The sequence below is a fragment of the Ruegeria sp. YTSC325 genome, from assembly GCF_059609525.1.
In genome coordinates this window covers 86224-106308 of record NZ_JBXWLY010000011.1, presented here as the reverse complement: position 1 = coordinate 106308, position 20085 = coordinate 86224, and the positions used below count along the sequence as shown (strand labels likewise).

General features: G+C 57.3%; 28 protein-coding genes. 10 read left to right on the top strand and 18 right to left on the bottom strand.

The annotated features are described in order from the left end of the window. Positions 1-45: 45 nt before the first annotated feature. Both AC2FF7_RS16020 and hemH read left to right on the top strand, forming a co-directional pair. On the top strand, positions 46-876 hold the full coding sequence (locus AC2FF7_RS16020; protein WP_496905938.1) for a methyltransferase domain-containing protein: 831 nt from the start codon (positions 46-48) through the stop codon (positions 874-876). A 56-nt stretch (positions 877-932) separates the two neighbouring features. Next, positions 933-1982: a ferrochelatase gene (gene hemH / locus AC2FF7_RS16015; RefSeq protein ID WP_170755379.1), complete on the top strand. Its 1050-nt coding sequence runs from the start codon at positions 933-935 to the stop codon at positions 1980-1982. A gap of 83 nt (positions 1983-2065) precedes the next feature. On the opposite strand, the gene AC2FF7_RS16010 is transcribed toward hemH, so the two are convergent. Together AC2FF7_RS16010 and AC2FF7_RS16005 are read right to left on the bottom strand one after the other, a co-directional pair. Further along, entirely contained in the window at positions 2066-2248 is a 183-nt protein-coding gene (locus AC2FF7_RS16010) for a hypothetical protein (protein WP_010442520.1), read from the bottom strand. A 139-nt stretch (positions 2249-2387) separates the two neighbouring features. Then, complete coding sequence (locus AC2FF7_RS16005) at positions 2388-2984, bottom strand: L,D-transpeptidase (protein WP_170353770.1); 597 nt, start codon at positions 2982-2984, stop codon at positions 2388-2390. A gap of 168 nt (positions 2985-3152) precedes the next feature. Here AC2FF7_RS16005 and dalA point away from each other — a divergent pair, with 168 nt between their 5' ends. Then, entirely contained in the window at positions 3153-3668 is a 516-nt protein-coding gene (gene dalA, locus AC2FF7_RS16000) for a divisome-associated lipoprotein DalA (protein WP_170755377.1), read from the top strand. A 74-nt stretch (positions 3669-3742) separates the two neighbouring features. On the opposite strand, the gene AC2FF7_RS15995 is transcribed toward dalA, so the two are convergent. From AC2FF7_RS15995 to AC2FF7_RS15965, 7 genes are all read right to left on the bottom strand, one after another. After that, positions 3743-4207 (bottom strand): PTS sugar transporter subunit IIA, encoded by a 465-nt coding sequence (locus tag AC2FF7_RS15995; RefSeq protein ID WP_170353772.1) that lies wholly within the window; start codon positions 4205-4207, stop codon positions 3743-3745. A 60-nt stretch (positions 4208-4267) separates the two neighbouring features. Further along, positions 4268-4831, bottom strand: a complete 564-nt coding sequence (gene hpf / locus AC2FF7_RS15990) for a ribosome hibernation-promoting factor, HPF/YfiA family (RefSeq protein ID WP_170353773.1) — start codon at positions 4829-4831, stop codon at positions 4268-4270. 252 nt (positions 4832-5083) lie between these two features. Further along, positions 5084-5842, bottom strand: coding sequence for an LPS export ABC transporter ATP-binding protein (lptB, locus tag AC2FF7_RS15985; RefSeq protein WP_170755376.1), 759 nt, complete (start codon positions 5840-5842; stop codon positions 5084-5086). After that, the gene (locus AC2FF7_RS15980) at positions 5842-6294 is read right to left on the bottom strand and encodes an LptA/OstA family protein (protein ID WP_480868702.1); all 453 of its coding nucleotides are present in this window, start codon (positions 6292-6294) and stop codon (positions 5842-5844) included. The genes lptB and AC2FF7_RS15980 overlap by 1 nt, the downstream gene beginning before the upstream one ends. 42 nt (positions 6295-6336) lie before the next feature. Beyond that, a complete protein-coding gene (lptC, locus tag AC2FF7_RS15975; protein WP_170353775.1) occupies positions 6337-6936 on the bottom strand; it encodes an LPS export ABC transporter periplasmic protein LptC in 600 nt (199 codons plus the stop codon). Between the two features lie 12 nt (positions 6937-6948). Beyond that, on the bottom strand, positions 6949-7917 hold the full coding sequence (locus tag AC2FF7_RS15970) for a KpsF/GutQ family sugar-phosphate isomerase (RefSeq protein WP_480868704.1): 969 nt from the start codon (positions 7915-7917) through the stop codon (positions 6949-6951). Next, a complete protein-coding gene (locus AC2FF7_RS15965; protein WP_480868706.1) occupies positions 7914-8528 on the bottom strand; it encodes a ribonuclease D in 615 nt (204 codons plus the stop codon). The genes AC2FF7_RS15970 and AC2FF7_RS15965 overlap by 4 nt, the downstream gene beginning before the upstream one ends. Positions 8529-8707: 179 nt before the next feature. Here AC2FF7_RS15965 and AC2FF7_RS15960 point away from each other — a divergent pair, with 179 nt between their 5' ends. From AC2FF7_RS15960 to AC2FF7_RS15930, 7 genes are all read left to right on the top strand, one after another. Continuing rightward, positions 8708-9940: an MFS transporter gene (locus tag AC2FF7_RS15960; RefSeq protein WP_480868777.1), complete on the top strand. Its 1233-nt coding sequence runs from the start codon at positions 8708-8710 to the stop codon at positions 9938-9940. Beyond that, a complete protein-coding gene (locus tag AC2FF7_RS15955) occupies positions 9924-10403 on the top strand; it encodes an Lrp/AsnC family transcriptional regulator (protein ID WP_496905937.1) in 480 nt (159 codons plus the stop codon). Before AC2FF7_RS15960 ends, AC2FF7_RS15955 begins: the two co-directional genes overlap by 17 nt. Positions 10404-10542: 139 nt before the next feature. Beyond that, positions 10543-11166, top strand: a complete 624-nt coding sequence (locus AC2FF7_RS15950; RefSeq protein ID WP_480868709.1) for a lytic transglycosylase domain-containing protein — start codon at positions 10543-10545, stop codon at positions 11164-11166. 9 nt (positions 11167-11175) lie between these two features. Continuing rightward, positions 11176-13263 carry a flagellar biosynthesis protein FlhA gene (flhA, locus tag AC2FF7_RS15945; RefSeq protein ID WP_496905936.1) on the top strand — a complete coding sequence of 696 codons (2088 nt, stop codon included), beginning with the start codon at positions 11176-11178 and terminating at the stop codon, positions 13261-13263. Then, the gene (locus AC2FF7_RS15940) at positions 13260-14033 is read left to right on the top strand and encodes a flagellar biosynthetic protein FliR (RefSeq protein WP_496905935.1); all 774 of its coding nucleotides are present in this window, start codon (positions 13260-13262) and stop codon (positions 14031-14033) included. Before flhA ends, AC2FF7_RS15940 begins: the two co-directional genes overlap by 4 nt. Next, on the top strand, positions 14030-15118 hold the full coding sequence (flhB, locus tag AC2FF7_RS15935) for a flagellar type III secretion system protein FlhB (protein WP_496905934.1): 1089 nt from the start codon (positions 14030-14032) through the stop codon (positions 15116-15118). Before AC2FF7_RS15940 ends, flhB begins: the two co-directional genes overlap by 4 nt. Beyond that, the gene (locus AC2FF7_RS15930) at positions 15115-15498 is read left to right on the top strand and encodes a hypothetical protein (RefSeq protein ID WP_496905933.1); all 384 of its coding nucleotides are present in this window, start codon (positions 15115-15117) and stop codon (positions 15496-15498) included. The genes flhB and AC2FF7_RS15930 overlap by 4 nt, the downstream gene beginning before the upstream one ends. Positions 15499-15505: 7 nt before the next feature. Here AC2FF7_RS15930 and AC2FF7_RS15925 read toward each other — a convergent pair whose 3' ends face one another. From AC2FF7_RS15925 to AC2FF7_RS15885, 9 genes are read right to left on the bottom strand one after another with little or no spacing between them, the layout of a single operon-like run. After that, a complete protein-coding gene (locus AC2FF7_RS15925) occupies positions 15506-16027 on the bottom strand; it encodes a flagellar basal body-associated FliL family protein (RefSeq protein WP_496905932.1) in 522 nt (173 codons plus the stop codon). A 9-nt stretch (positions 16028-16036) separates the two neighbouring features. Beyond that, positions 16037-16768, bottom strand: a complete 732-nt coding sequence (gene flgH / locus AC2FF7_RS15920; protein ID WP_170755365.1) for a flagellar basal body L-ring protein FlgH — start codon at positions 16766-16768, stop codon at positions 16037-16039. Further along, a complete protein-coding gene (gene flgA, locus AC2FF7_RS15915) occupies positions 16768-17184 on the bottom strand; it encodes a flagellar basal body P-ring formation chaperone FlgA (RefSeq protein ID WP_480868710.1) in 417 nt (138 codons plus the stop codon). Before flgA ends, flgH begins: the two co-directional genes overlap by 1 nt. Next, positions 17184-17969 carry a flagellar basal-body rod protein FlgG gene (gene flgG / locus AC2FF7_RS15910; RefSeq protein WP_496905931.1) on the bottom strand — a complete coding sequence of 262 codons (786 nt, stop codon included), beginning with the start codon at positions 17967-17969 and terminating at the stop codon, positions 17184-17186. The genes flgA and flgG overlap by 1 nt, the downstream gene beginning before the upstream one ends. Before the next feature lie 21 nt (positions 17970-17990). Next, entirely contained in the window at positions 17991-18701 is a 711-nt protein-coding gene (locus tag AC2FF7_RS15905) for a flagellar hook-basal body complex protein (protein ID WP_496905930.1), read from the bottom strand. Then, complete coding sequence (locus AC2FF7_RS15900; RefSeq protein ID WP_170353788.1) at positions 18701-18973, bottom strand: flagellar biosynthetic protein FliQ; 273 nt, start codon at positions 18971-18973, stop codon at positions 18701-18703. Before AC2FF7_RS15900 ends, AC2FF7_RS15905 begins: the two co-directional genes overlap by 1 nt. A 4-nt stretch (positions 18974-18977) precedes the next feature. Further along, complete coding sequence (gene fliE / locus AC2FF7_RS15895) at positions 18978-19268, bottom strand: flagellar hook-basal body complex protein FliE (RefSeq protein WP_480868714.1); 291 nt, start codon at positions 19266-19268, stop codon at positions 18978-18980. Positions 19269-19279: 11 nt separating this feature from the next. Continuing rightward, entirely contained in the window at positions 19280-19666 is a 387-nt protein-coding gene (gene flgC, locus AC2FF7_RS15890; protein WP_496905929.1) for a flagellar basal body rod protein FlgC, read from the bottom strand. 12 nt (positions 19667-19678) lie between these two features. Then, positions 19679-20065 carry a FlgB family protein gene (locus AC2FF7_RS15885; RefSeq protein WP_480868780.1) on the bottom strand — a complete coding sequence of 129 codons (387 nt, stop codon included), beginning with the start codon at positions 20063-20065 and terminating at the stop codon, positions 19679-19681. Positions 20066-20085 lie beyond the last annotated feature (20 nt).

Sequence of the window (20085 nt, the reverse complement as noted above, 5' to 3'; positions counted from 1 at the left end):
TGAAGGGCGGTTTGAATCCGCGGCCAGATGCGATACTTGCGCCCTATGAAACTGCCTGCTTCCAACGCACCCTCTCTGTTCGACCGCAAGGCCCTGACCCTGCATCGCGCCCGCGCGCGGGACGAGGCGCTGTTCTTGCACCGCGCCGCCGTGGACGAGGTTCAGGATCGACTCAGCATGGTTAACAAAACCTTTACGGCTCCGGCTGTGGTGACGCCCTTCGCCCATGTCTGGCGAGATGTGATGCCAAAAGCGCAGATCGTGGCGGATGATGAGGTGCTGAACCTGACCCCTGGCGCGCATGATCTGGTGATCCACGCGTTGGCGCTGCACTGGGCCAACGACCCTGTCGGCCAACTCATTCAATGCCACCGGGCCCTGCAGCCTGACGGGCTGTTGCTGGTGGTCTGTCTGGGCGGAGAAACCCTGCACGAACTTCGCGCAGCATTGGGTCAGGCCGAGATCGAAATCTCTGGCGGACTCAGCCCACGCATCGCACCGATGGGCGAACTGCGTGATCTGGGCGGCTTGCTGCAACGGGCCGGGCTGGCCTTGCCGGTGGCAGATACGGCGCGACTGACGGCGGAATACCGCGACCTGCGGCACCTAATGCAGGACTTGCGCGCCATGGGTGAAACCAACAGCCTAACCGATCGCATCAAACGCCCCACTCGGCGGCAGATCTTTGACCGCGCCCAGCAGATATACGCCGATCACTTTGCAACGCCCGAAGGGCGGCTGAACACCACCTATGAACTGATCTGCCTGACCGGCTGGTCCCCTGATGACAGTCAGCAAAAGCCCCTGCGCCCTGGATCGGCCCAAACCCGCCTTGCTGAAGCGCTGGGCACAAAAGAGGGCAAACTGACCGATTGACGACTGGACAAATCCGTTTATCTCAGCCCGGTACAAAGAAATTCAGGAAGCCCCTCATGTTTGACGCCACTCGCCCCGCCCATGCCCCTGCCGACCACCCGAAGGTGAAAATGGGCCGCGTCGGCATTCTGCTGGCCAATCTGGGCACGCCGGACGACTATACCTATTGGCCCATGCGCCGTTACCTGAACGAGTTCTTGTCGGATCAGCGCGTCATCGACTATCCGAAATGGAAATGGCAGCCGATCCTGCAGGGGATCATTCTGACCAAACGGCCCTTCAGCTCGGGCGAGGCGTACAAGTCGATCTGGAACCACGACAAGGGCGAAAGCCCGCTGATGACGATCACAAAGGACCAAACCGCCAAGATGCGCGATGCGATGCAGGCGCGCTATGGCGATCAGGTGATGGTCGATTTCTGTATGCGCTACGGCAACCCCTCAACCAAATCCAAAGTGCGCGAGATGGTGGCCGCGGGTTGTGATCGCATCCTGTTCTTCCCGCTCTACCCGCAATATGCAGGCGCAACGACGGCTACTGCCAATGACCAGTTCTTCCGCGCCCTGATGGAGGAGGCTTGGCAACCCTCCAGCCGCACGGTTCCGGCTTATTTCGACGAACCTGCTTATATCGACGCTTTGGCCGGGTCGGTGGAACAGGCCTACGCCGCGATGGAGACCAAGCCCGACATTCTGGTCTGCTCCTATCACGGAATGCCGGACCGCTATCTGCAGCAGGGCGATCCCTATCACTGCCAATGTGCAAAAACCTCTCGCCTTCTGAAAGAACGGCTGGGTTGGGCGGATGATCAGCTTGTCTCAACCTTCCAGTCGCGATTCGGCCCCGAGGAATGGCTGAAGCCTTACACGGTCGATCACGTGGCAGAACTGGCGCGTCAGGGGAAAAAGAATATCGCGGTGATCGCGCCTGCGTTTTCGGCCGATTGCATCGAGACGCTGGAAGAAATCAACGAAGAGATCAAGGAAAGCTTTGAAGAGGCCGGCGGCGAGAGCTTTACCTATATTCCCTGCCTCAACGACGACGATTCGCACATTGCTGCTTTGGGCAAAGTAATCGAGGACAATTTGAAAGGCTGGCTGGACTGACCAGCTCTGTCAGGACCGGCGAACAGACACAAAAAAGGCGATGGATTTCTCCACCGCCTTTTTCTTGGATAATTCGTATCGAATTAGCTTGCTGCAACAGCTGCTGCAACAACAACCAGCAGGATCAGCGGCAGGATGATGCCCTGCGACGAACCCTGAGTTTCTTCGACAACAACAGGTGCTTCAACAACCGGCTCTTCCAGGTTGCCAGCATAAGCGGTCGAAGCAGCAGCAGTCAGTGCAGCGGCGAGAACGAGTTTCTTCATATTAACCTCCAGAATAAGCACGGTTTCAGATAGCGAAACCGCACACCCAAGACTTACCTCGTGTTTTTTTCTAACCAGCTATCCAACTGGAATGCAAATGGAAGTTGCTTCGCAAGCGACTTCATGCGCGGTTTTGTCGTCAAATTAGCAACACTTGAGTGCCAACCTTCGCCATCGAAAACAGCTCGGCAATATCTTCGTTGAAAAGACCGATGCATCCGTTCGAAGACCGACGCCCTATTTTGCGCGTATCGTGGGTTCCGTGGATTCGGTAGTACTTCCAGCTTAGATACAAAGCGTGCGTTCCCAACGGGTTATCTGGACCCGGCGGGATATAGTCCGGCCATTCGGGGTTTCGCTTCTTCATCGAAGGTGTCGGCGCCCAGCTGGGCCCTTCGACCTTGCGAATGACGCTTGTGCGACCGCGACGCGTGAGTTCTTCGGTCAGCGGAACCGATGATGGGTAGAGTTTATACACGCTTTGGTCGTCTGACCAATAATGCAGTGCCCGTGAAACGGTATCGACCAGGATTGCGCCATTGCGCGTGTTGTCAAAATAGGGCTGCCAGTCCAAAGCACGGAAACCCGAAATGTTTCGCCGCACCTGCGGTTCGGGTTCGGGTGCCGGACGCAGAGGATCGCCCGGAATGTACTGAGCAATCGCCGGAGTAGACAGAAAGGCTGACGCACCGACCAGAAATCCGCGGCGCGAGGAAGGAATGAGTTTCTTGACCATTTGTGACGGTCCTTTGCTAAACCAGAAAAGGAATTTGACGCATTTTATTGCCTGAATACGTCAATCGCAAATCAAACCGGCAAAATCACGCGGGAATCAGCCATTGCAGGTTTGCCCAAGCCCGTTGGTCGCGCTATTGCGTAAGATGACACAAAAATCAGGTCGACCATGACGCGTATTATTACACTTCTGTTCTTATGTTTTGCTGCAGTGGCGGCTTGCACCCCAAGCTCAACCACGACGATTGGTGCGGATGGCCGTCCGCTGCCCACTGTTTACAAGATTCGCGGCAATCCCGAAAAGCTGCAGTTCCGCATGCTTGATTCGGTTAACGCACTGCGGCAAGCTTCGGGTCTGCAGCCTGTGCAACTGAATTCACAGCTCAATGCTGCGGCTGCCACACATTCCAAGGATATGGCACGCCAGAACCGGCCATGGCATTTTGGGTCCGATGGATCATCCCCAATAGATCGGGCCGCGCGCGTTGGGTATTTCGGCACATTCCTGGGCGAAGCTATTTCGGAAACCTTCGAAACCGAAACCGAGACATTGGCTGCCTGGATGCAGGAACCCGGTCCAAGATCAGTGATACTGGATCCTAAAGCCACGCAGATGGGATTTGCTTGGCATCAAGAATCGGGTGGAAAAATCTGGTGGACGTTGGAAATGGGAACCGGCGGCTGACCACCGCCGTAGCCTCGAAATACAAAGCCCCCGATTATCGGGGGCTTTTTCGTTAGTACGCTTCAAGCGCAGGATCAGGCCGCTTGCATCGATTGCGCCTCGGTCAGGATCGCATAGAGCTTGACCGGGTCAGGGTTGGCACGCAGCTTGGCGCAAACCGCTGTGTCACGCAGGGTACGAGACACCAGCGCGAGCGCTTTCAGATGGTCTACACCCGCTTCTTCCGGTGCGAAAAGCGCGAAGGCGATATCGACTGGCTGACGATCAACCGAGCCAAAATCGATGGGCTTTTCCAGCATGACAAACGCGCCAGCGACCTGTTCGATTTCAGTCAGACGCGCATGGGGAAGCGCAACGCCATGGCCCACACCCGTGGGCCCAAGGCTTTCACGTTCGAGCAGACCATCAACGACAGTTTGCTCGTCCAGGCCCAAGGTTGCCGCAGCAACATCGCCAATTTCCTGAAACAGCCGCTTCTTGCTGGAAGCGGCTGACAATACACGTACTGCTTCGGGCTTCAGAATGCTCGAAAGCTCCATGATTTTGCTCCAATGGCAAGCCCCTGCCAATGCAGGGGCACGCCTTTCTAATCTTGCCTGTTATGGATCGATCCAGCCGATGTTACCGTCTTCCCGACGATACACGACATTCAATCCATCCTTGTTCTCATTCCGGAACACCAGCACCGGGGCACCAGCCAATTCCATCTGCATAACGGCTTCACCAACACTCAGCGATGGGATCTTGGTTTCCATCTCAGCCACGATCATCGGCTGCAGAGATTCTGGCTCATCTGCCGACTCAGATTCGTCAGAGGCGAGGATATAAGAGGAAGCTCCGAAGAGTTCAACCGGCTCGACCCGATCCTTGTGGTGATCCTTTAGGCGGCGTTTATAACGGCGCAATTGTGTTTCCATCTTGTCACAGCACCCCTCGAATGCCGCGTAAATCTCGGTAGCATGGGCTTTGGCCTGCGCCGTCAGGCCGGTGGAAAGATGTACGGTGGTCTCGCACACATATTCATGCGCAGAACGGGAAAAGACGACATTGGCGTCGGTCGGTCGCTGGGCGTATTTGCCCACAACCTCGCCAAGTTCGGTCTGCACATGGGTCTGAAGTGCTTCACCGATGTCGATCTGTTTTCCGCTGATTTGGTAACGCATGTGATCTCCTTCACAATTCACACCCATTCTGACGCTGCGTAACACAGCGCGCTTCTTTTTATCGGGTGGGGGGTATCGGCATGTTCCGCGGTAGCCGGAACTTGATCCCTTCCAAGAAGGGGCATCGTGATCCAGACTGGAACCGAAAAAATGCCATGACCCAATTGAGGCAAGAGACGGCGGAAGAGTCAATCAAAACAGGCGTGTATATACGAGATTTCCGCCATGCATTCGGCGCAATACCGCGCAAACCTATGAAATACGGAAGTTTTCGCCCAAGTAGACGCGCCGCACGTTTTCGTTTTCAACGACTTCGTCCGGTGTTCCGGACATAAGTACCTGACCGTCATGCAAAATATAGGCGCGGTCCACGATCTCGAGCGTTTCACGCACGTTGTGATCCGTGATCAAAACCCCGATCCCGCGTTTTTTCAGATCAGCGACCAGATGACGGATGTCACCCACGCTGATCGGGTCGACCCCGGCAAAAGGTTCGTCGAGCAACAGGTACTTTGGATCGGCAGCCAGACAACGCGCAATCTCGACCCGGCGGCGCTCACCACCCGACAAGGCCAGCGCGGGCGCACGGCGCAGATGCTCGATCGAGAAATCGGACAGCAGCTCTTCCAGACGTTCTTTGCGGCGATGGGCGTGCCCCACCGTGATATCCAGAACAGCCGAGATATTGTCTTCAACGCTCATCCCGCGAAAAATCGACATCTCTTGCGGCAAATATCCGATCCCAAGCCGCGCCCGGCGATACATTGGAAGGGTCGTCACCACCTGCCCATCGATGGTTACGCGACCAGCTTCGGGAAAAACCAACCCTGCAACAGAATAGAAAGTGGTGGTCTTGCCGGACCCGTTCGGCCCCAGCAACGCGACCACTTCGGATCGGTCCAACGTCATTGACACATCTCGGATGACGGTCTTTTTCCGATAAGACTTCCGCAGCTTTTCGATCCTGAGCCCCGAACTGCCCTGAGCCAGTTTCAGGTTCGGTCCAGCCATCAGTTGGCACCCTGCTGCAGAATGGTTTTAACGTTGCCCGTCATGGTCGCCGTCCCTGTCGTCAGGTTGGCGTTCATCTGATCGCCGCTGATCGTACTTGGCCCCTGCGTCAGCAGAACGTTGCCGCGCATGACGATCACACCCGAATCGATGGTATATTCGGCCCAATCCCCTTCAGCTGCATCTGGCGGGCTGACCAGAACCACATCCTCGGTCGCTTCCATACGCTCGATGCCAGACCGATCCGCATTGTAGATGACAAGTACGCGCTCGGCCGTCAGGCGCATTTCACCCTGAACGACAATTACATTGCCAATGAACTCGGCCGAGCCATCTTCCTGATTCACGTTCAACGACTCAGACGTGACTTCGACTGGCAGGCTGGGGTCAGCTTTTTGTGCGCCAAACGCCACTTGTGTTTCCTGAGCGGACACTGAAAAAGTGCTGCTCAACAAGGCAATTCCGACAAGGGCAATTCGAAAATCGAACACAGGCTATCTTTCTGCTCTTTTCGGCTCGTATATCAGTTTCACGCCGTCTGTAAAAATAATATGGACCGGGCCGTCCTTTTTTTCGGTCCCAAAGGTCATGCGACCTGCTGAAAAATTTCCGATAACCCCGGTCCCATTGACCTGACCCGGAGTGTCGCCGCGTATCTCGTCCAGCGCGGTGTTCAGCAAATTCGTGGTCACTTCGATTCCGTCAGTGGTCGTGATCACCACATCCCCGATGAAGGTCGCAGTGTTCTTGTCAGGACGGATCATGCCCGAGTTCGAATCCAGAGTGATAATACCCCCGTTAGACAGCCCCAGCCGCCCACGGAACTCGGATGCTGTCGGGACCGAGTTCTCGGTACCTTGTGTGGCCTGGATTGCTTCAATCTGAACTTCTTCGCCCTTGCGCGTGGTTCCGCGATAATTGGGCCGAGTCACGATCTGATCCGCCAGACGTTCTTCTATATCGCGTTGTGTGAAGGGAACTTTGACGTCGGTTTCGATACTGCGGGACAGAAGGAACACGGTGGACAGCATCACGATAGCCACCAACGGCAGCAGCACCTTGAGGAATTGCACCATGCGTGAATGGCTGTCCACGGTCGCGCCCTCTTAACCCAGTCCAACGCGCAGGCAGTCGTGGATATGCAGCAGGCCCAGCGCCTGCCCGTCCGCATCCGGTTCGACAACGAACAAGGACGTAATCTTACGATCATTCATTATGGCCACTGCCTCTTCTGCCAACGCATCGGGGCCAATAGTGGTCGGGTCTTCCGTCATCACCTGAACTGCGGTTTTGGTCAGCAAACCGTCCATGTGGCGACGAAGGTCCCCGTCGGTGATGATCCCGGCAAGTTGCCCGTCAGCCGTTGTCACGCCGGCAACGCCAAAGCCTTTTTGGCTGATTTCGATCAGCGCGTCGCTCATCGCGACGTCTGACGCCAACAACGGTAAAGCACTGCCCGTGTGCATCAAATCTCGCACCGTGCTAAGCCGTGCACCCAGTTTGCCGCCGGGATGAAATGCGCGAAAGTCCTCGGGCTTGAAATCTCGATACTTCATCAGCGCAATCGCCAGCGCATCCCCCATCGCCAGCGTCAGCGTGGTCGAGATGGAAGGCACCATGCCAAACCCGCACGCCTCGCCCATCGACGGGATCAGCAAATGCACGTCCGCTTGTTTCATCAGCGTGCTTTCGGGTTTGCTGGACAAGCCGATCAGCGGAATGCCAAAGCGGCGCGTGAAAGCCAGAAGGTTTGCCAGTTCAGGCGCTTCGCCCGAATTCGAGATCGCAAGAACAACGTCCCCTTTGGACACCATTCCCAGATCGCCATGACTCGCCTCGGCCGGGTGAACAAAATAAGCGGGTGTTCCGGTGCTCGCCAATGTCGCCGCTATCTTATGGCCGATATGCCCCGATTTGCCGATGCCACTGATGATGATACGGCCCGTCGCCTGCAGGATCAGCTGCACGGCCTCGGCGAAATCTTCGTTCAGGCTATCGGCCAGCACGTCAAGCGCGCGGGCTTCGTCGGTGACGACCTGTCGGGCGGTTCTCAGGAAAGCTTCGGTATCGGTCATGAGTGCGCAAAAATATCCGTTTCGGGCCAACCGGCGAGGTCAAGTTTCGCACGCATCGGCAAGAAGTCAAAACAGGCCTGAGCCATTTCCGTTCGGCCTTCGCGGGCCAGCCGCTCGTCCAGCGCCTCGCGCAGGCGGTGCAGGTACAAAACGTCCGAGGCAGCATATTCCAACTGTGCGTCGGTCAGGGTTTCGGCGCCCCAATCGCTCATTTGTTGCTGTTTCGAGATGTCGACGCCGATCAGCTCCTGACACAGGTTTTTCAATCCGTGACGGTCGGTATAGGTGCGCACCAGACGGCTGGCGATCTTGGTGCAATAAACCGGCGCGGCCAGGGCACCAAAGGCATGGTACATCGCGGCGATGTCAAAACGGCCAAAGTGGAACAGTTTCAACACATTGGGATTTTCAAGCATCGCACACAGGTTCGGGGCTTTGGTCTGACCCTTTTCCACTTGCACGATGTGGCTGTTTCCATCGCCACCCGACATCTGGATCACGCACAGGCGATCCCGATGCGGGTTCAGACCCATGGTTTCGCAGTCGATGGCCACGACAGGGCCAAGGTCCAACCCGTCCGGCAGGTCGTTTTTATAGAGATGGTTGGCCAACGAGCTTGTCCTTTGTGCGATTTCGCCTCCGAGATAGGCGGTTTGATCCGTAAACTCAACGCCATCCGTGGAACGCGGCCTATATGCGCGGGTTTCTTGACCTCGCGTTCCAGTGCTGGAAAATGGCGGCCACCCCCGTGTCGTTGATATCGCGCTTAGGAAACCCCGAGGTATCGCAAATGCTGAGCGTGCTGCGCAACCGAACCTACCGCCACTTGCTGGCCGCACAGGTCGCGGCCTTGACCGGAACCGGGTTGGCAACAATTGCCTTGGGTTTGCTGGCCTATGACCTCGCACAAGACGCTGCAGCATTGGTGCTTGGAACTGTTTTGACAATCAAAATGGTAGCCTATGTCACCGTAGCACCACTGGCTGCGGCATTTGCCGAGCGCGTCGATCGGCGCAAAATGCTTGTTGTGCTGGATATCGTGCGCGCAGCCGTCGCGGTGTTCCTGCCCTTCGTAACCGAAGTCTGGCAGGTCTATGTGCTGATCTTCATCCTGCAATCGGCGTCTGCCGGTTTCACTCCAGCCTTTCAGGCCACCATCCCCGACGTGTTGACCGACGAACAGGATTATACCAAGGCCCTTTCGCTGTCCCGGCTGGCCTATGATATGGAAAGTGTCCTGAGCCCATCCTTGGCTGCAGCTTTGCTGACTATCGTCAGCTTCGACAACCTGTTCTGGGGCACCGCCTTGGGCTTTGTCGCTTCTGCTCTGCTGGTCGTTTCGGTCGCCTTGCCTTCGCCCATGCCGACACGGCCCCGCGGGATTTACGACCGCACAACCCGTGGCATTCGTATCTACCTGAACACTCCGCGTCTGCGGGCGCTGCTGGCCCTGACGTGGACCGCTGCCGCCCTCAGCGCGATGGTCATCGTGAACACTGTCGTCATCGTGCGCACCGATATGGGGTTACCGGAAAGCGCAGTCGCACTGGCTTTGGCCGGATTCGGAGGGGGATCAATGCTGGCAGCCATCACTCTGCCATCTTTGCTGAACAGGTTTCGGGACCGCTCGGTTATGCTGTTCGGGGCCACCACAGGCACAATTTTCATGGCCATGGCTGCTTATCTGTTTGCCAATTTCCCGATGACACTCCCTACACTCGCCTTGATCTGGGCCTGCGTTGGGTTTGGGTATTCGTCCACCCTGACACCGTCCGGGCGCTTACTGTCCCGATCCGCGAAACCAGAAGACCGCCCGGCCGTTTTTGCCGCGCAGTTTACGCTGTCACATCTATGCTGGCTGATGCTTTATCCATTGGCCGGTTGGCTAATGACAACGAAAGGCACGGCAGTGACGCTGACTTGGATGACCATTGCTGCGTTTGCTGGTCTGGTCATTGTCAGTGTGCTGTGGCCTGAAAAATCACCCGAGGGGACCGCAGGTAAAGATGCGCCCAAGCCTTGAGGCTGCACCCCACTCTGCCTTACACCTTGGCGTTATGGATCAACTGGACCGTCGTATCATCGCCGCCCTGCAACACAACGCGCGGGAATCAACTACCAAGATCGCAGCCAAACTTGGGTTGGCACGCACAACCGTGCATGAGCGGATCAGGCGGATGGAGGAAAGCGGAGTCATTGCAGGGTATTCCGTTGTGCTGAACAAGGCTGAAGACACCCCGCGAGTTCAGGTCGTGGTGATGCTGGAAGTCCAACAGAAAGAGACGACCCGCATCATCAAACGGCTTGAGGCTTACCCCGAGGTCAAGCGGTGTCTTTCAATCAATGGCGAGTTTGACCTGCTTCTGTCCGCCGAAGCCCCCAGAATCGAGGACCTGGACATTCTGGTTGACGAATTGGCTAAAATCCCCGGTGTTCTGCGCACCAATACCAGCGTTGTTTTTGGCCGCAGGATCGACCGGAAATGATTGGGCGCTAACCCTCTGTAAACCCTGCCGCAGCTAACCTGACCCGGATTGATCAGAATCCCGGACCGGCAGAATGCCCCATCGAACGATACCTGGACTTTTGGCGCTTGCGCTTTGCGTGGGTCAACAGGCGCTCGCCATGCCCAACCCCCACACCGCAGACATATGCGATCGGGCCGCCCAGCGTGCGGCTACGTCCGAAGGCGTCCCGCTTGAGGTGTTGCACGCCATAACACGCGTTGAAACAGGCCGCGCCATTGACGGACGGCTTTCGCCTTGGCCATGGGCCATCAATGTCGAAGGAAAGGGCTTTTGGTTCAAATCCGAGTTTGAGGCAAAGTCTTATGTTTTCAATATCTTCAAGGCAGGAAAACGCAGCTTTGACATTGGATGTTTCCAGATCAACTACCGCTGGCATGGCAAGGCGTTCCGGTCCATCGACGCAATGTTTGACCCCGATGAAAACGCCACTTACGCCGCACGGTTCCTGAAAGATCTTTATGCTGAGCTCGGCTCGTGGACCGCGGCTGCGGGGGCATACCACTCGCGCACACCCCATTTGGCACAGACCTATTCTGATAGGTTCCAGCGTGTCTTGGCGCAGTTGGACTACAACGAAACACGCGCCATCGCGTCACGCGATCCGTTTACCGGATCGGCGTCTCCGCTGATCCCGCTGCGGGCCGATCAAGCGCCCGCTGGCGCGCTTGGGTCGCTGATGCCGGCGACCGGATCTGCCTCTGCCTTCATTTCCTTCAACTAGGAGCCTCGCGTGCCCAAGATCGACGCCCGTTCCCTGTTTTCCCCGACCGTTCTGCTGGCAGTGGCTCTGATGACGGTCATCGTGATGATGATCCTGCCGATGCCAGCCTGGGTACTGGACGTTGGGTTGGCCGCCTCGTTCGCGTTGGCCATTTTGATTTTTACGCTGACCCTGTTTGTCGAGCGGCCGCTGGATTTCTCATCCTTCCCGACGATCCTGCTGGCCTCACTTATGTTGCGGCTATCGCTGAACGTGTCCTCAACCAAGCTGATCATTGGTCAGGGCCATACCGGCCCCAACGCCGCGGGCGACGTGATTGAGGGGTTTGCTAACTTCGTCATGGGCGGCAGCATCTTTCTGGGTCTCGTGGTATTCGGCGTGCTGCTGATCGTGAATTTCATGGTCATCACCAAGGGCGCCGCCCGCATGGCCGAAGTCGGCGCGCGCTTTGCGCTGGACGGGATGCCGGGCAAGCAACTGGCCATCGACAGCGACATGTCCGCCGGTGCCATCGACCATCAACAGGCCAAGGAAAGGCGCGAACGGGAACAGCAAGAGACTACCTTTTTCGGCTCACTTGATGGTGCATCGAAATTCGTCAAAGGAGACGCGGTTGCGGGTCTGCTGATCACGTTGTTGAACCTTGTGATGGGACTGATCATGGGGGTGATCGTCCATGGGATGCCGGTTTCTTCGGCGTTTGAAACCTATGCGATTCTCACCGTAGGCGATGGGCTGGTTACGCAGATTCCGGCCGTGATCATCTCGATCGCATCCGCGCTGCTGCTGGCGCGTGGCGGAACGCAGGGCGCAACCGACAGCGCGTTGTTCTCGCAGCTTGGCCGCCACCCGGCGGCGCTTGGTACCGTTGCAGTTCTGATGGTTCTGTTTGCGCTGGTGCCGGGGTTACCGTTCTTGCCCTTCATCATCGGTGCCGGGGTCTTGGGGTACACCGCATATAGCGTCTACCAAAAGCAAAAAGCGGCTGACGATGCGGCGATGGCTCCGACACCGGATACAGACACACCCGTTTCACAGGCCATTGCGGACATTCTCGACCTGGACGATGTGCATCTGGAATTCGCGCCCGACCTTGTCAGCATGGTTCTGAACCCCGGTACCGGTCTTGATGCACGGATCGCCAATATGAGGACCTATGTCGCCTCAACCTTCGGGCTGATCCTTCCGGACATTCGCCTGACTGACCGGGCGGATCTTCCCATGGGGACCTATGTGGTGAAGGTTCAAGGCGTCGAACAGGCGCGCGGGGTTCTGAACCCCGATCTGGTTTTGGCGCTGGTACAAGACGGACATGACCTGTTGCCCGACGGCAATGACGTGACCGAGCCGGTTTATGGTGCACCCGCCCGCTGGATCTTGCCCAAAGATCAAGAAGCCGCTGCAATGAGTGGTGCCACCATCGTCTCTCCACCAGAGATTCTGGCGACTCATTTGCTTGAGATCATCAAGCAGAATTTCTCGCGCCTGCTGACGCTGAAATCCCTGCGCCGCCTGCTGTCTGAAATGACCAAGCTAAGTGATCCTGTTCGGGCCGAGGCCAACCGCAAACTATTGGATGAGTTGATACCGGATAAAGTGCCCATCGACACGCTGCACGCGGTGTTGCGGTTGTTGCTGGACGAGCGGGTCTCGATTCGCAACATGGCCCTGATTTTGGAAAGCGTGGCCGAGGCGCGCCTGACCACCACCCAGCCCGAAGGTATCTGCGAACTGGTTCGGCAACGCTTGGGCTTTCAACTGGTCGCCGAAATGAAGCGCGAGGATGGATCGATTCCCCTGATTCAGCTGGCGCCAGAATGGGAGGACACATTCGTCACCTACCAGATCGACGCACCCAATGCCGGTCTGGACGTAGCTTTGCCGCCGAACCTGTTCAACAAACTGGCCGATGGTGTCGTGGACAGCGTCGCGCAATCCGCCGATCACGGGCTGTTCCCCGCAGTTGTGACCTCGACCCGGCGACGCAGGCTATTGCGCACGATCATGCACGCCCGCGGCATATCCAACCCGGTCCTGTCTTTTGAAGAAATCGGTCTGGAAGCGCGACCGGCCCTTGTTGGAACGGTTCCCGCGTGATCGCCCTCCCGCCCGAGCTATTGCCCCAGTTGGGGGACGGGCTTTGGCACCTTTTTGCCGTGTTTCTTAGGGTATCGGCACTGGTCTCTTTGCTGCCAGCATTTGGAGAGCGAAGCATCCCAACCCGCGTAAAACTTGCCATCGCGGTTGCTTTTACATTGGTGGTCAGCCCAGCCACGCCGTCCCCTGAAGGTGGAACAGGCTTGCTGCCTCTTGTCCGACTTATCGGAACGGAAATTCTGGTCGGGATGATTCTGGGGTTGGGGCTGCGTCTGTTCGTGCTGGCCCTGCAAACTGCGGGATCTATTGCAGCGCAGGCCACCTCCCTTTCCCAAATTCTCGGAGTAGCCGCAGCCGATCCTGTTCCGGCCATGGGATACATGCTGACGCTTGCCGGGTTGACCCTTGCGGTATTGCTTGGTCTGCATGTCCGTGTAGCCGAGTTTCTGATACACAGCTACATGCTGTTTCCAATGGGCACCGCGCCTGCGGCATCGGATCTCTCGCACTGGGGCGTTCGCAACATCGCCCAGAGTTTTGCGCTGGCCTTTAGCCTGGCAATGCCATTTGTGATTGCCTCACTGATCTATAACCTCGCGCTTGGCGTCATCAACCGCGCCATGCCCCAACTCATGGTCGCTTTCGTCGGTGCGCCTGCGATCACATTTGCGGGCCTGTTTCTTCTTTTTTCCGGAACACCCTTGATCCTGTCTGTGTGGTCGGACGCCCTGTTCGCATTCATTGCCAACCCGTTGGGGGCCACCAGATGAGCGCTGGTGACGACGAAAGCGAAAAGTCCTTTGAACCAACCCCGCAAAAGCTGCAGAAGGCACGCGAAAAGGGCGAGGTTGCAAAATCCAATGACCTGTCTGTCGTTGCCGCATATTCCGGATTTCTTTTGGCAATGTTGGCCGCGGGCCAATACGGTGTGCAACAGCTTGGGACCGTCTTTGTCGTTCTGATTGATCAAGCAGACGACCTTTCAGGTCTGTTAGTCCAAGGCCCTTCCGTCAACCCTGTCGGCGGTATGCTCAAGACCACCCTCGCCGCAGTTTCCGTTCTGTTTGCGTTACCTGCTGCGGCCGTTCTACTCAGCCTGATCGCCCAGCGCGCGCTGATCTTCGCACCGACCAAACTCAAACCCAAACTGTCGCGCGTTTCGGTGCTGTCCAACGCCAAGAACAAGTTCGGGCGTGGAGGCCTGTTCGAATTCGCCAAGAGCTTTGTAAAACTGACAATTTATGGAACCTGCCTCGCCTTGTTTTTGCGTGCAAACCTGGACGATATCCTGTCGGCAAGCGCTGCACCGGTACAATCATCCTTATTGTTGATGATAAACCTGCTGCTTCGATTCCTTTTCATCGTCGTAGTGATCGCCCTTGTGATCGGAGCCGTGGACTATTTCTGGCAATATGCCGAGCACATCCGGAAGAACCGCATGTCGCGCAAGGAAATCCAGGACGAAACCAAAGATGCCGAAGGCGATCCCCATGTTAAACAACAACGGCGGCAGAGAGCTCAGGACATTGCCACAAACCAGATGATGGCTGACGTTCCGAGGGCAGATGTGGTGATCGTGAACCCAACCCACTTTGCGGTAGCGTTGAAATGGTCCCGCAAAACAGGATCTGCCCCCGTTTGTGTGGCCAAAGGTGTGGATGAGGTTGCGGCCTCGATCCGGTCGGCTGCCGGGACGGCAGGTGTCCCCATCCATTCTGATCCGCCAACCGCAAGGGCATTGCACGCCACCGTCGAGATCGGTCAGGAAATCCCGGAGGAACTCTACCGCCCGGTCGCCGCTGCCATTCGCTTTGCCGAAACGATGCGCAAACGCGCGAAGGAACAGATCAGATGAAATCAAAGAAATATGCGGATATCAGCGCGGCGACCCAGGCCGCTTTTCAGAAGGAATACCAAAACCTGAAACCTGTGCTCGAAGAGGAAGCGCGGATCAAGCAACAGCTGTCACGGCTGGACGGTCAGGTCCAGAAATCGCGCGTCGACGCGGGACAAACCAAAGGATACCAAGTGACCGGTACTGACGTCTTGTGGAGTGGATGGGAGTCCCGGACGCGGCGTCAACTGAACATGGAACTTGCTCGCGTCACGGCGCAAAAGCTTGCCTCGATGGATGCTTTGCGGTTGGCATTCGGGCGGCAACAAGCCGTAGAAAGACTGTCCGAAATGCAAAAAGCCGAACGCCGTTTGGCGCTCGGCAAGAAACAGACCTATTAGCCCGGTTTCAGATGTCTTGTCGGTTGACGCTCGTAATCAGCACGTTTTGAACGCTTTTCCCAAGATCCTTCTGCGCCACCTCAAGCAAAGCCTTGCGCAATAAATCAAGATTATCAGAGGTGGTGAAGTTGCCATCAAATCCACCCATGTTGGCGTGATCGAACAAGACCTGCAGGAAACGATCCCTCAGCTTGGGCTCAATCGCATAAAAACTGTCGGATATCCCGCCATCCGCTTCAAGGCTCAGTGACATCGTAACCATGCCCGAGATCCGTTCGGCCTCGACAACCGGAATTACGAATTGTTTGGTAAGCTTCAGATACTCCATCCCGCCTGACTTGCCTTTCTTGTCAGCCGATTTGGATTTGGCGTCTTTCTTTTTTTCTTTTGCTTCGGTCTTGTCGGCTTTGTCCGCTTTTTTTGCATCGCTTGGCTTTACCTCGTCCGACGGTGACAGAACGACGCCTGCGCCGATACCGCCACCGAGACCAACCAACAGAAAAATAACTGGAAGAAGTTTCTTAATCAAAGCGCGACCTCAGAACGGCAAAAGTGTATCGAGGACCTGCTGCCCGTAGCGGGGCTGCTGGACGTCGGTAATCTGGCCACGGCCACCATAAGACACGCGCGCCGAGGCGATTTTGTCATAGGTAATTTCATTCTGTCGCGAGATATCCTGCGGGCGCACATAGCCTGTGACCAGCAGCTCTCGCAGTTCGAAATTCACTCGCAATTCTTGTGAACCGGAAATGGCCAGCACACCGTTGGGAAGCGCATCGATAACAGTCGCAGCGACCCGCAATGTCAGCTTTTCCTTGCGTTTAACCGAGCCCTTCCCACGACTGGACGACGCCGAATCGATCGAAACCGCTTCATCCAGAGACGCCCCTTCAGGCAGTTGTTCCAGCGCCCTCTGCGGCAGGCCAAACAGACCCGGTATCTCAAGATTTTCAGACCCGGACCGAGACCGGTTCGTGTCGTTCGAAATTTCAGCTTTTTCGTCAAGTTCGATGACAACAGTTAAGATATCGCCTTTTTTGATGGCGCGCTGATCCCCCAAAAGCGATTTCTGCCCCCCGGTCCAAAGCGATGATTGGTCAACAGGCCGCTGCGGTTGAGTATGCAGTGGCAAACCCGGCCAGAGCATCGCGACATGTTCCGGAGAATCCTCGTTCGGAGTAAAACTGGGCGGTTTGCCCAGATGATCCACGCGGCCACAGGCCGACAAAGCAAGCGCGCCCAAAAGAACTGTTTTGGCAAGTCCTGACATCATTTTACCTCGATTTGACCGTCGAGCCGGATGAGACCGGTCACGGTGGTTCGGGACGACAGATTCATCACTCGGATCCGGTCGCCAACTGCCCCACGCCCCAACGCGCGTCCTTCGGCAGTGATTGACAGAGGCTGGCGGTCAAAAACTAGAACCACCAGGTCATTGCGGTCCACGAGTGCGGGTGGGCCGAAGTCACCCGCGCGAATGGGGCGACCGGGATAAAGCGCCACTCTCGCTTCCTGTCCCACCAGAATATCCGGGGTCGCAACCGCTCCGGGAACATCCTGTTCCTTGGTGACAAGGTCGGTGGGCGCGATGATCTCTTTCGCGCGAATTGTGCGGGTTGGTACGACGATATCGGCAAGCGCCGCAGAGGGCCCCACCAGGGCAAGGATCAAAAGAAATGTCCGCATCAGCGCACCTGTGTCGTCGCGCCCATCATCTGATCAACAGCAGAGATGACTTTGGCGTTCATTTCATAGCCCCGCTGGGCCTCGATCAGTTCGGTGACCTCACGCACGGCGTCGACGGAACTGTCCTCGAGGTAACCTTGCCGCAACGTGCCCAATCCGTCCTCACCCGGAGTGCCGACTACGGGCGCGCCCGAAGCCTCGGTCTCTTTGAACAGATTGCTGCCGATCGCCTCCAGACCTTTGGCGTTCGAAAAGCTGGCCAATGTGAATTCACCCAACAGCTGACCTTCTGGCGCGTCGTCGAAATAGGCATAGACCTCGCCCGATGCGTTAATCGAGATCGATCTTGCATCGTCTGGAATGGTGATTTCGGGCGCAACAGCGAACCCGTCCGAGGTGACGATCAGCCCCTCAGCAGATCGCTTCAAACTGCCATCGCGGGTAAATGCCGATTGGCCATTGGGCAACGTGACTTCCAGATAGCCGCGCCCCTCCACAGCCACATCAAGATCGCTACCGGTGGCGGACAAAGCACCCTGCGCCAATTGTACGGTGACGGCAGCAGGCCGCACGCCAAGGCCAAGTTGAATGCCCGTAGGCAGAACTGTGCCGTCATTAGCGTTCACAGATCCGGCGCGCGCCATTTGCTGATAATGCAGATCAGCAAACTCAGCCCGGCGGGCGTTGTAGCCTGTGGTGTTCATGTTCGCGAGTTTGTTCGAGATCGTCTCGACCCGCATTTGCTGCGCGGTCATGCCCGTCGCTGCAATTTTCAATGCTCGCATGTCAGATCCTCCGTTCCAATGTCAGCGCATCAGCGCTTTGAGCGCGCCCCGCACCCGTTCGTCTTCGGTTTCAAGAAAGCTCTGGCCCAGCTCATAGGCGCGCTGGATTTCGACCAGCCGTGTCACTTGTTCGATCGCGTTGACGTTGGACCCTTCGAGAAAGCGATGAACGATCACCGGCTCTTCGATCGGCACTACGTCGCCTTCGCTGCGGAACTGCGTGCTGCCTTCGCGTACCAGGGACTTGGGATCTTCGACCCGGTAGACACCAAGCTGTCCCAGCAATTGCCCCTCAATACTGAGGGTGCCGTCACTGCCGACGTCGATCGAGGCCGCGTCGGGGGGTACAAAAACCGGCGCGCCGTTGCTATCCAGCACACGGTGGCCATCCATCGTGACCAAATCTCCCTCGGCGCTGGGCGAGAACGCCCCTGCCCGTGTCAATCGATTGCCGTCCGGAGTTTCGACCATGAAGAATCCATCGCCTTCGATGGCGAAATCAAAATCGCCCCCAGTCTCAGTCAGAACCCCTTGCTGCAATGACGTGTTGCGCACCTCGGCCCGCGCCATTGACAAGGACGGATTGCCGGGCATGTCGCGCACGAATTCGGAAAACACCAAGCCTTGCGCGCGGTATCCGGTGGTGTTGGCATTGGCGATATTGTTCGCCACCAGCCGCATTTCGTTCATCAGCCCCGACTGGCGGGACAAGGTGGTATAGGCGGTATCCATCAGCGACCTCCGGCGATAAGAGGGACAAGGGTTGTGGTGAAAAACGTCACCAGCGTCTGGGTCATGAACCCCATGGAAATCCAAAACACGATGACGATGGCGATCAGCTTGGGCACGAAGGTCAGCGTCATCTCCTGCACCGAGGTCAGCGCCTGGAACAGGCCCACGATCAGGCCCGAGACCAGCGCCACCGCCAGGATCGGGACCGAGGTGATCACCGCGACCCACAGCGCCTGACGCACGATGTCATAGAACAGACCTTCGCTGAGCATCGCGTCAGACCGGCATCCGCAGGATTTCCTGATAGGCCTCGACCACTTTGTTGCGCACGACCACGGCCGTCTCGACCGCCAGTTCGGTCTGCGCCAGCGCCTGCACCAGCGCGTGCGGATCAGCCTGGCCGGTCATCGCGGTATGCGAGATGGCCTCGGACTGTTTCAACATCGCGGCGAAATCCTGAAACGTACTGCGCAATCCTTGCGCCATTCCGGCGTGATCGGGATCGGCCTGCGTTGCAGAGCGCGCGCCAGCATAGTTCTGGGCAGCATTGAGGGCTCGGATATCCATTCTGGTGTCCTTTATTTTCTGAGGAGTTCCATCAGGCTCGACGACATCTGACGTGTCTGGTCGAACATCTTGAGATTAGCTTCGTAACTGCGCTGTGCCTCGCGGGCGTCGGCGATCTCGATCATCAGATCGACATTCGAGCCGCTATAATGGCCGGTCTCATCCCCCATCGGATGACCGGGGTCGTAAACGCGCGACGCGTCGCGGCGGTCCAGCTTGACCCGCCCGGCCTGCACCACCTCGCGCCCGTCTTTCTGCACGGTTTCAAAAGGCACGGTCTTGCGGCGATAGCCCGGCGTATCGGCGTTCGAAATATTCTCGGACACATGTCGCAGACGCGCCGATTGCGCGCGCAGGGCGCTGGTCGAGGCGGCAAGGGAATGGGAAAAATCACTCATCTGGTTGCCTCCTTATGACCGACCGAGGCTAGTGCGCAGGATGTTCACCGAGGATTTGTAGATGGTCAGCGCGCGGTCATGCTGGCGCTTGACCTCGACCGCCTTGAACATCTCTTCCTCGACGGACACACCATTGCCATTGGGATCACCCGAAGGCGCGACGTCATATTCGGCCCAGGGCTGCGACGCGTTGTTGCCGTTCAAATGCCCGGCGCGCGTTGCGGTCATCGCAGCCCCGCGCCCGGTCATTTCAAATGCTTTTTGAAAGGCCTCAAGATCGCGGGGCTGGTAGCCCGGCGTATCCGCGTTGGCCATGTTGCGCGCAATTACCGCCTGCCGTTGCCCGGCATGGGTTGCCATTGCGTGCGCTGTCTTAAAGACGTTCAGGTCATAGAACATCGGGGCTTCTCCCTCGATCA

What these genes read in the sequence shown, in the direction of transcription:
- AC2FF7_RS16020 (WP_496905938.1), top strand. Translation starts at nt 46, where the DNA reads ATGAAACTGCCTGCTTCCAACGCACCCTCTCTGTTCGACCGCAAGGCC.
- hemH (WP_170755379.1), top strand. Translation starts at nt 933, where the DNA reads ATGTTTGACGCCACTCGCCCCGCCCATGCCCCTGCCGACCACCCGAAG.
- AC2FF7_RS16010 (WP_010442520.1), bottom strand. Translation starts at nt 2,248, where the DNA reads ATGAAGAAACTCGTTCTCGCCGCTGCACTGACTGCTGCTGCTTCGACC.
- AC2FF7_RS16005 (WP_170353770.1), bottom strand. Translation starts at nt 2,984, where the DNA reads ATGGTCAAGAAACTCATTCCTTCCTCGCGCCGCGGATTTCTGGTCGGT.
- dalA (WP_170755377.1), top strand. Translation starts at nt 3,153, where the DNA reads ATGACGCGTATTATTACACTTCTGTTCTTATGTTTTGCTGCAGTGGCG.
- AC2FF7_RS15995 (WP_170353772.1), bottom strand. Translation starts at nt 4,207, where the DNA reads ATGGAGCTTTCGAGCATTCTGAAGCCCGAAGCAGTACGTGTATTGTCA.
- hpf (WP_170353773.1), bottom strand. Translation starts at nt 4,831, where the DNA reads ATGCGTTACCAAATCAGCGGAAAACAGATCGACATCGGTGAAGCACTT.
- lptB (WP_170755376.1), bottom strand. Translation starts at nt 5,842, where the DNA reads ATGGCTGGACCGAACCTGAAACTGGCTCAGGGCAGTTCGGGGCTCAGG.
- AC2FF7_RS15970 (WP_480868704.1), bottom strand. Translation starts at nt 7,917, where the DNA reads ATGACCGATACCGAAGCTTTCCTGAGAACCGCCCGACAGGTCGTCACC.
- AC2FF7_RS15960 (WP_480868777.1), top strand. Translation starts at nt 8,708, where the DNA reads ATGCTGAGCGTGCTGCGCAACCGAACCTACCGCCACTTGCTGGCCGCA.
- AC2FF7_RS15955 (WP_496905937.1), top strand. Translation starts at nt 9,924, where the DNA reads ATGCGCCCAAGCCTTGAGGCTGCACCCCACTCTGCCTTACACCTTGGC.
- AC2FF7_RS15950 (WP_480868709.1), top strand. Translation starts at nt 10,543, where the DNA reads ATGCCCAACCCCCACACCGCAGACATATGCGATCGGGCCGCCCAGCGT.
- flhB (WP_496905934.1), top strand. Translation starts at nt 14,030, where the DNA reads ATGAGCGCTGGTGACGACGAAAGCGAAAAGTCCTTTGAACCAACCCCG.
- AC2FF7_RS15930 (WP_496905933.1), top strand. Translation starts at nt 15,115, where the DNA reads ATGAAATCAAAGAAATATGCGGATATCAGCGCGGCGACCCAGGCCGCT.
- flgH (WP_170755365.1), bottom strand. Translation starts at nt 16,768, where the DNA reads ATGTCAGGACTTGCCAAAACAGTTCTTTTGGGCGCGCTTGCTTTGTCG.
- flgA (WP_480868710.1), bottom strand. Translation starts at nt 17,184, where the DNA reads ATGCGGACATTTCTTTTGATCCTTGCCCTGGTGGGGCCCTCTGCGGCG.
- flgG (WP_496905931.1), bottom strand. Translation starts at nt 17,969, where the DNA reads ATGCGAGCATTGAAAATTGCAGCGACGGGCATGACCGCGCAGCAAATG.
- AC2FF7_RS15905 (WP_496905930.1), bottom strand. Translation starts at nt 18,701, where the DNA reads ATGGATACCGCCTATACCACCTTGTCCCGCCAGTCGGGGCTGATGAAC.
- AC2FF7_RS15900 (WP_170353788.1), bottom strand. Translation starts at nt 18,973, where the DNA reads ATGCTCAGCGAAGGTCTGTTCTATGACATCGTGCGTCAGGCGCTGTGG.
- fliE (WP_480868714.1), bottom strand. Translation starts at nt 19,268, where the DNA reads ATGGATATCCGAGCCCTCAATGCTGCCCAGAACTATGCTGGCGCGCGC.
- flgC (WP_496905929.1), bottom strand. Translation starts at nt 19,666, where the DNA reads ATGAGTGATTTTTCCCATTCCCTTGCCGCCTCGACCAGCGCCCTGCGC.
- AC2FF7_RS15885 (WP_480868780.1), bottom strand. Translation starts at nt 20,065, where the DNA reads ATGTTCTATGACCTGAACGTCTTTAAGACAGCGCACGCAATGGCAACC.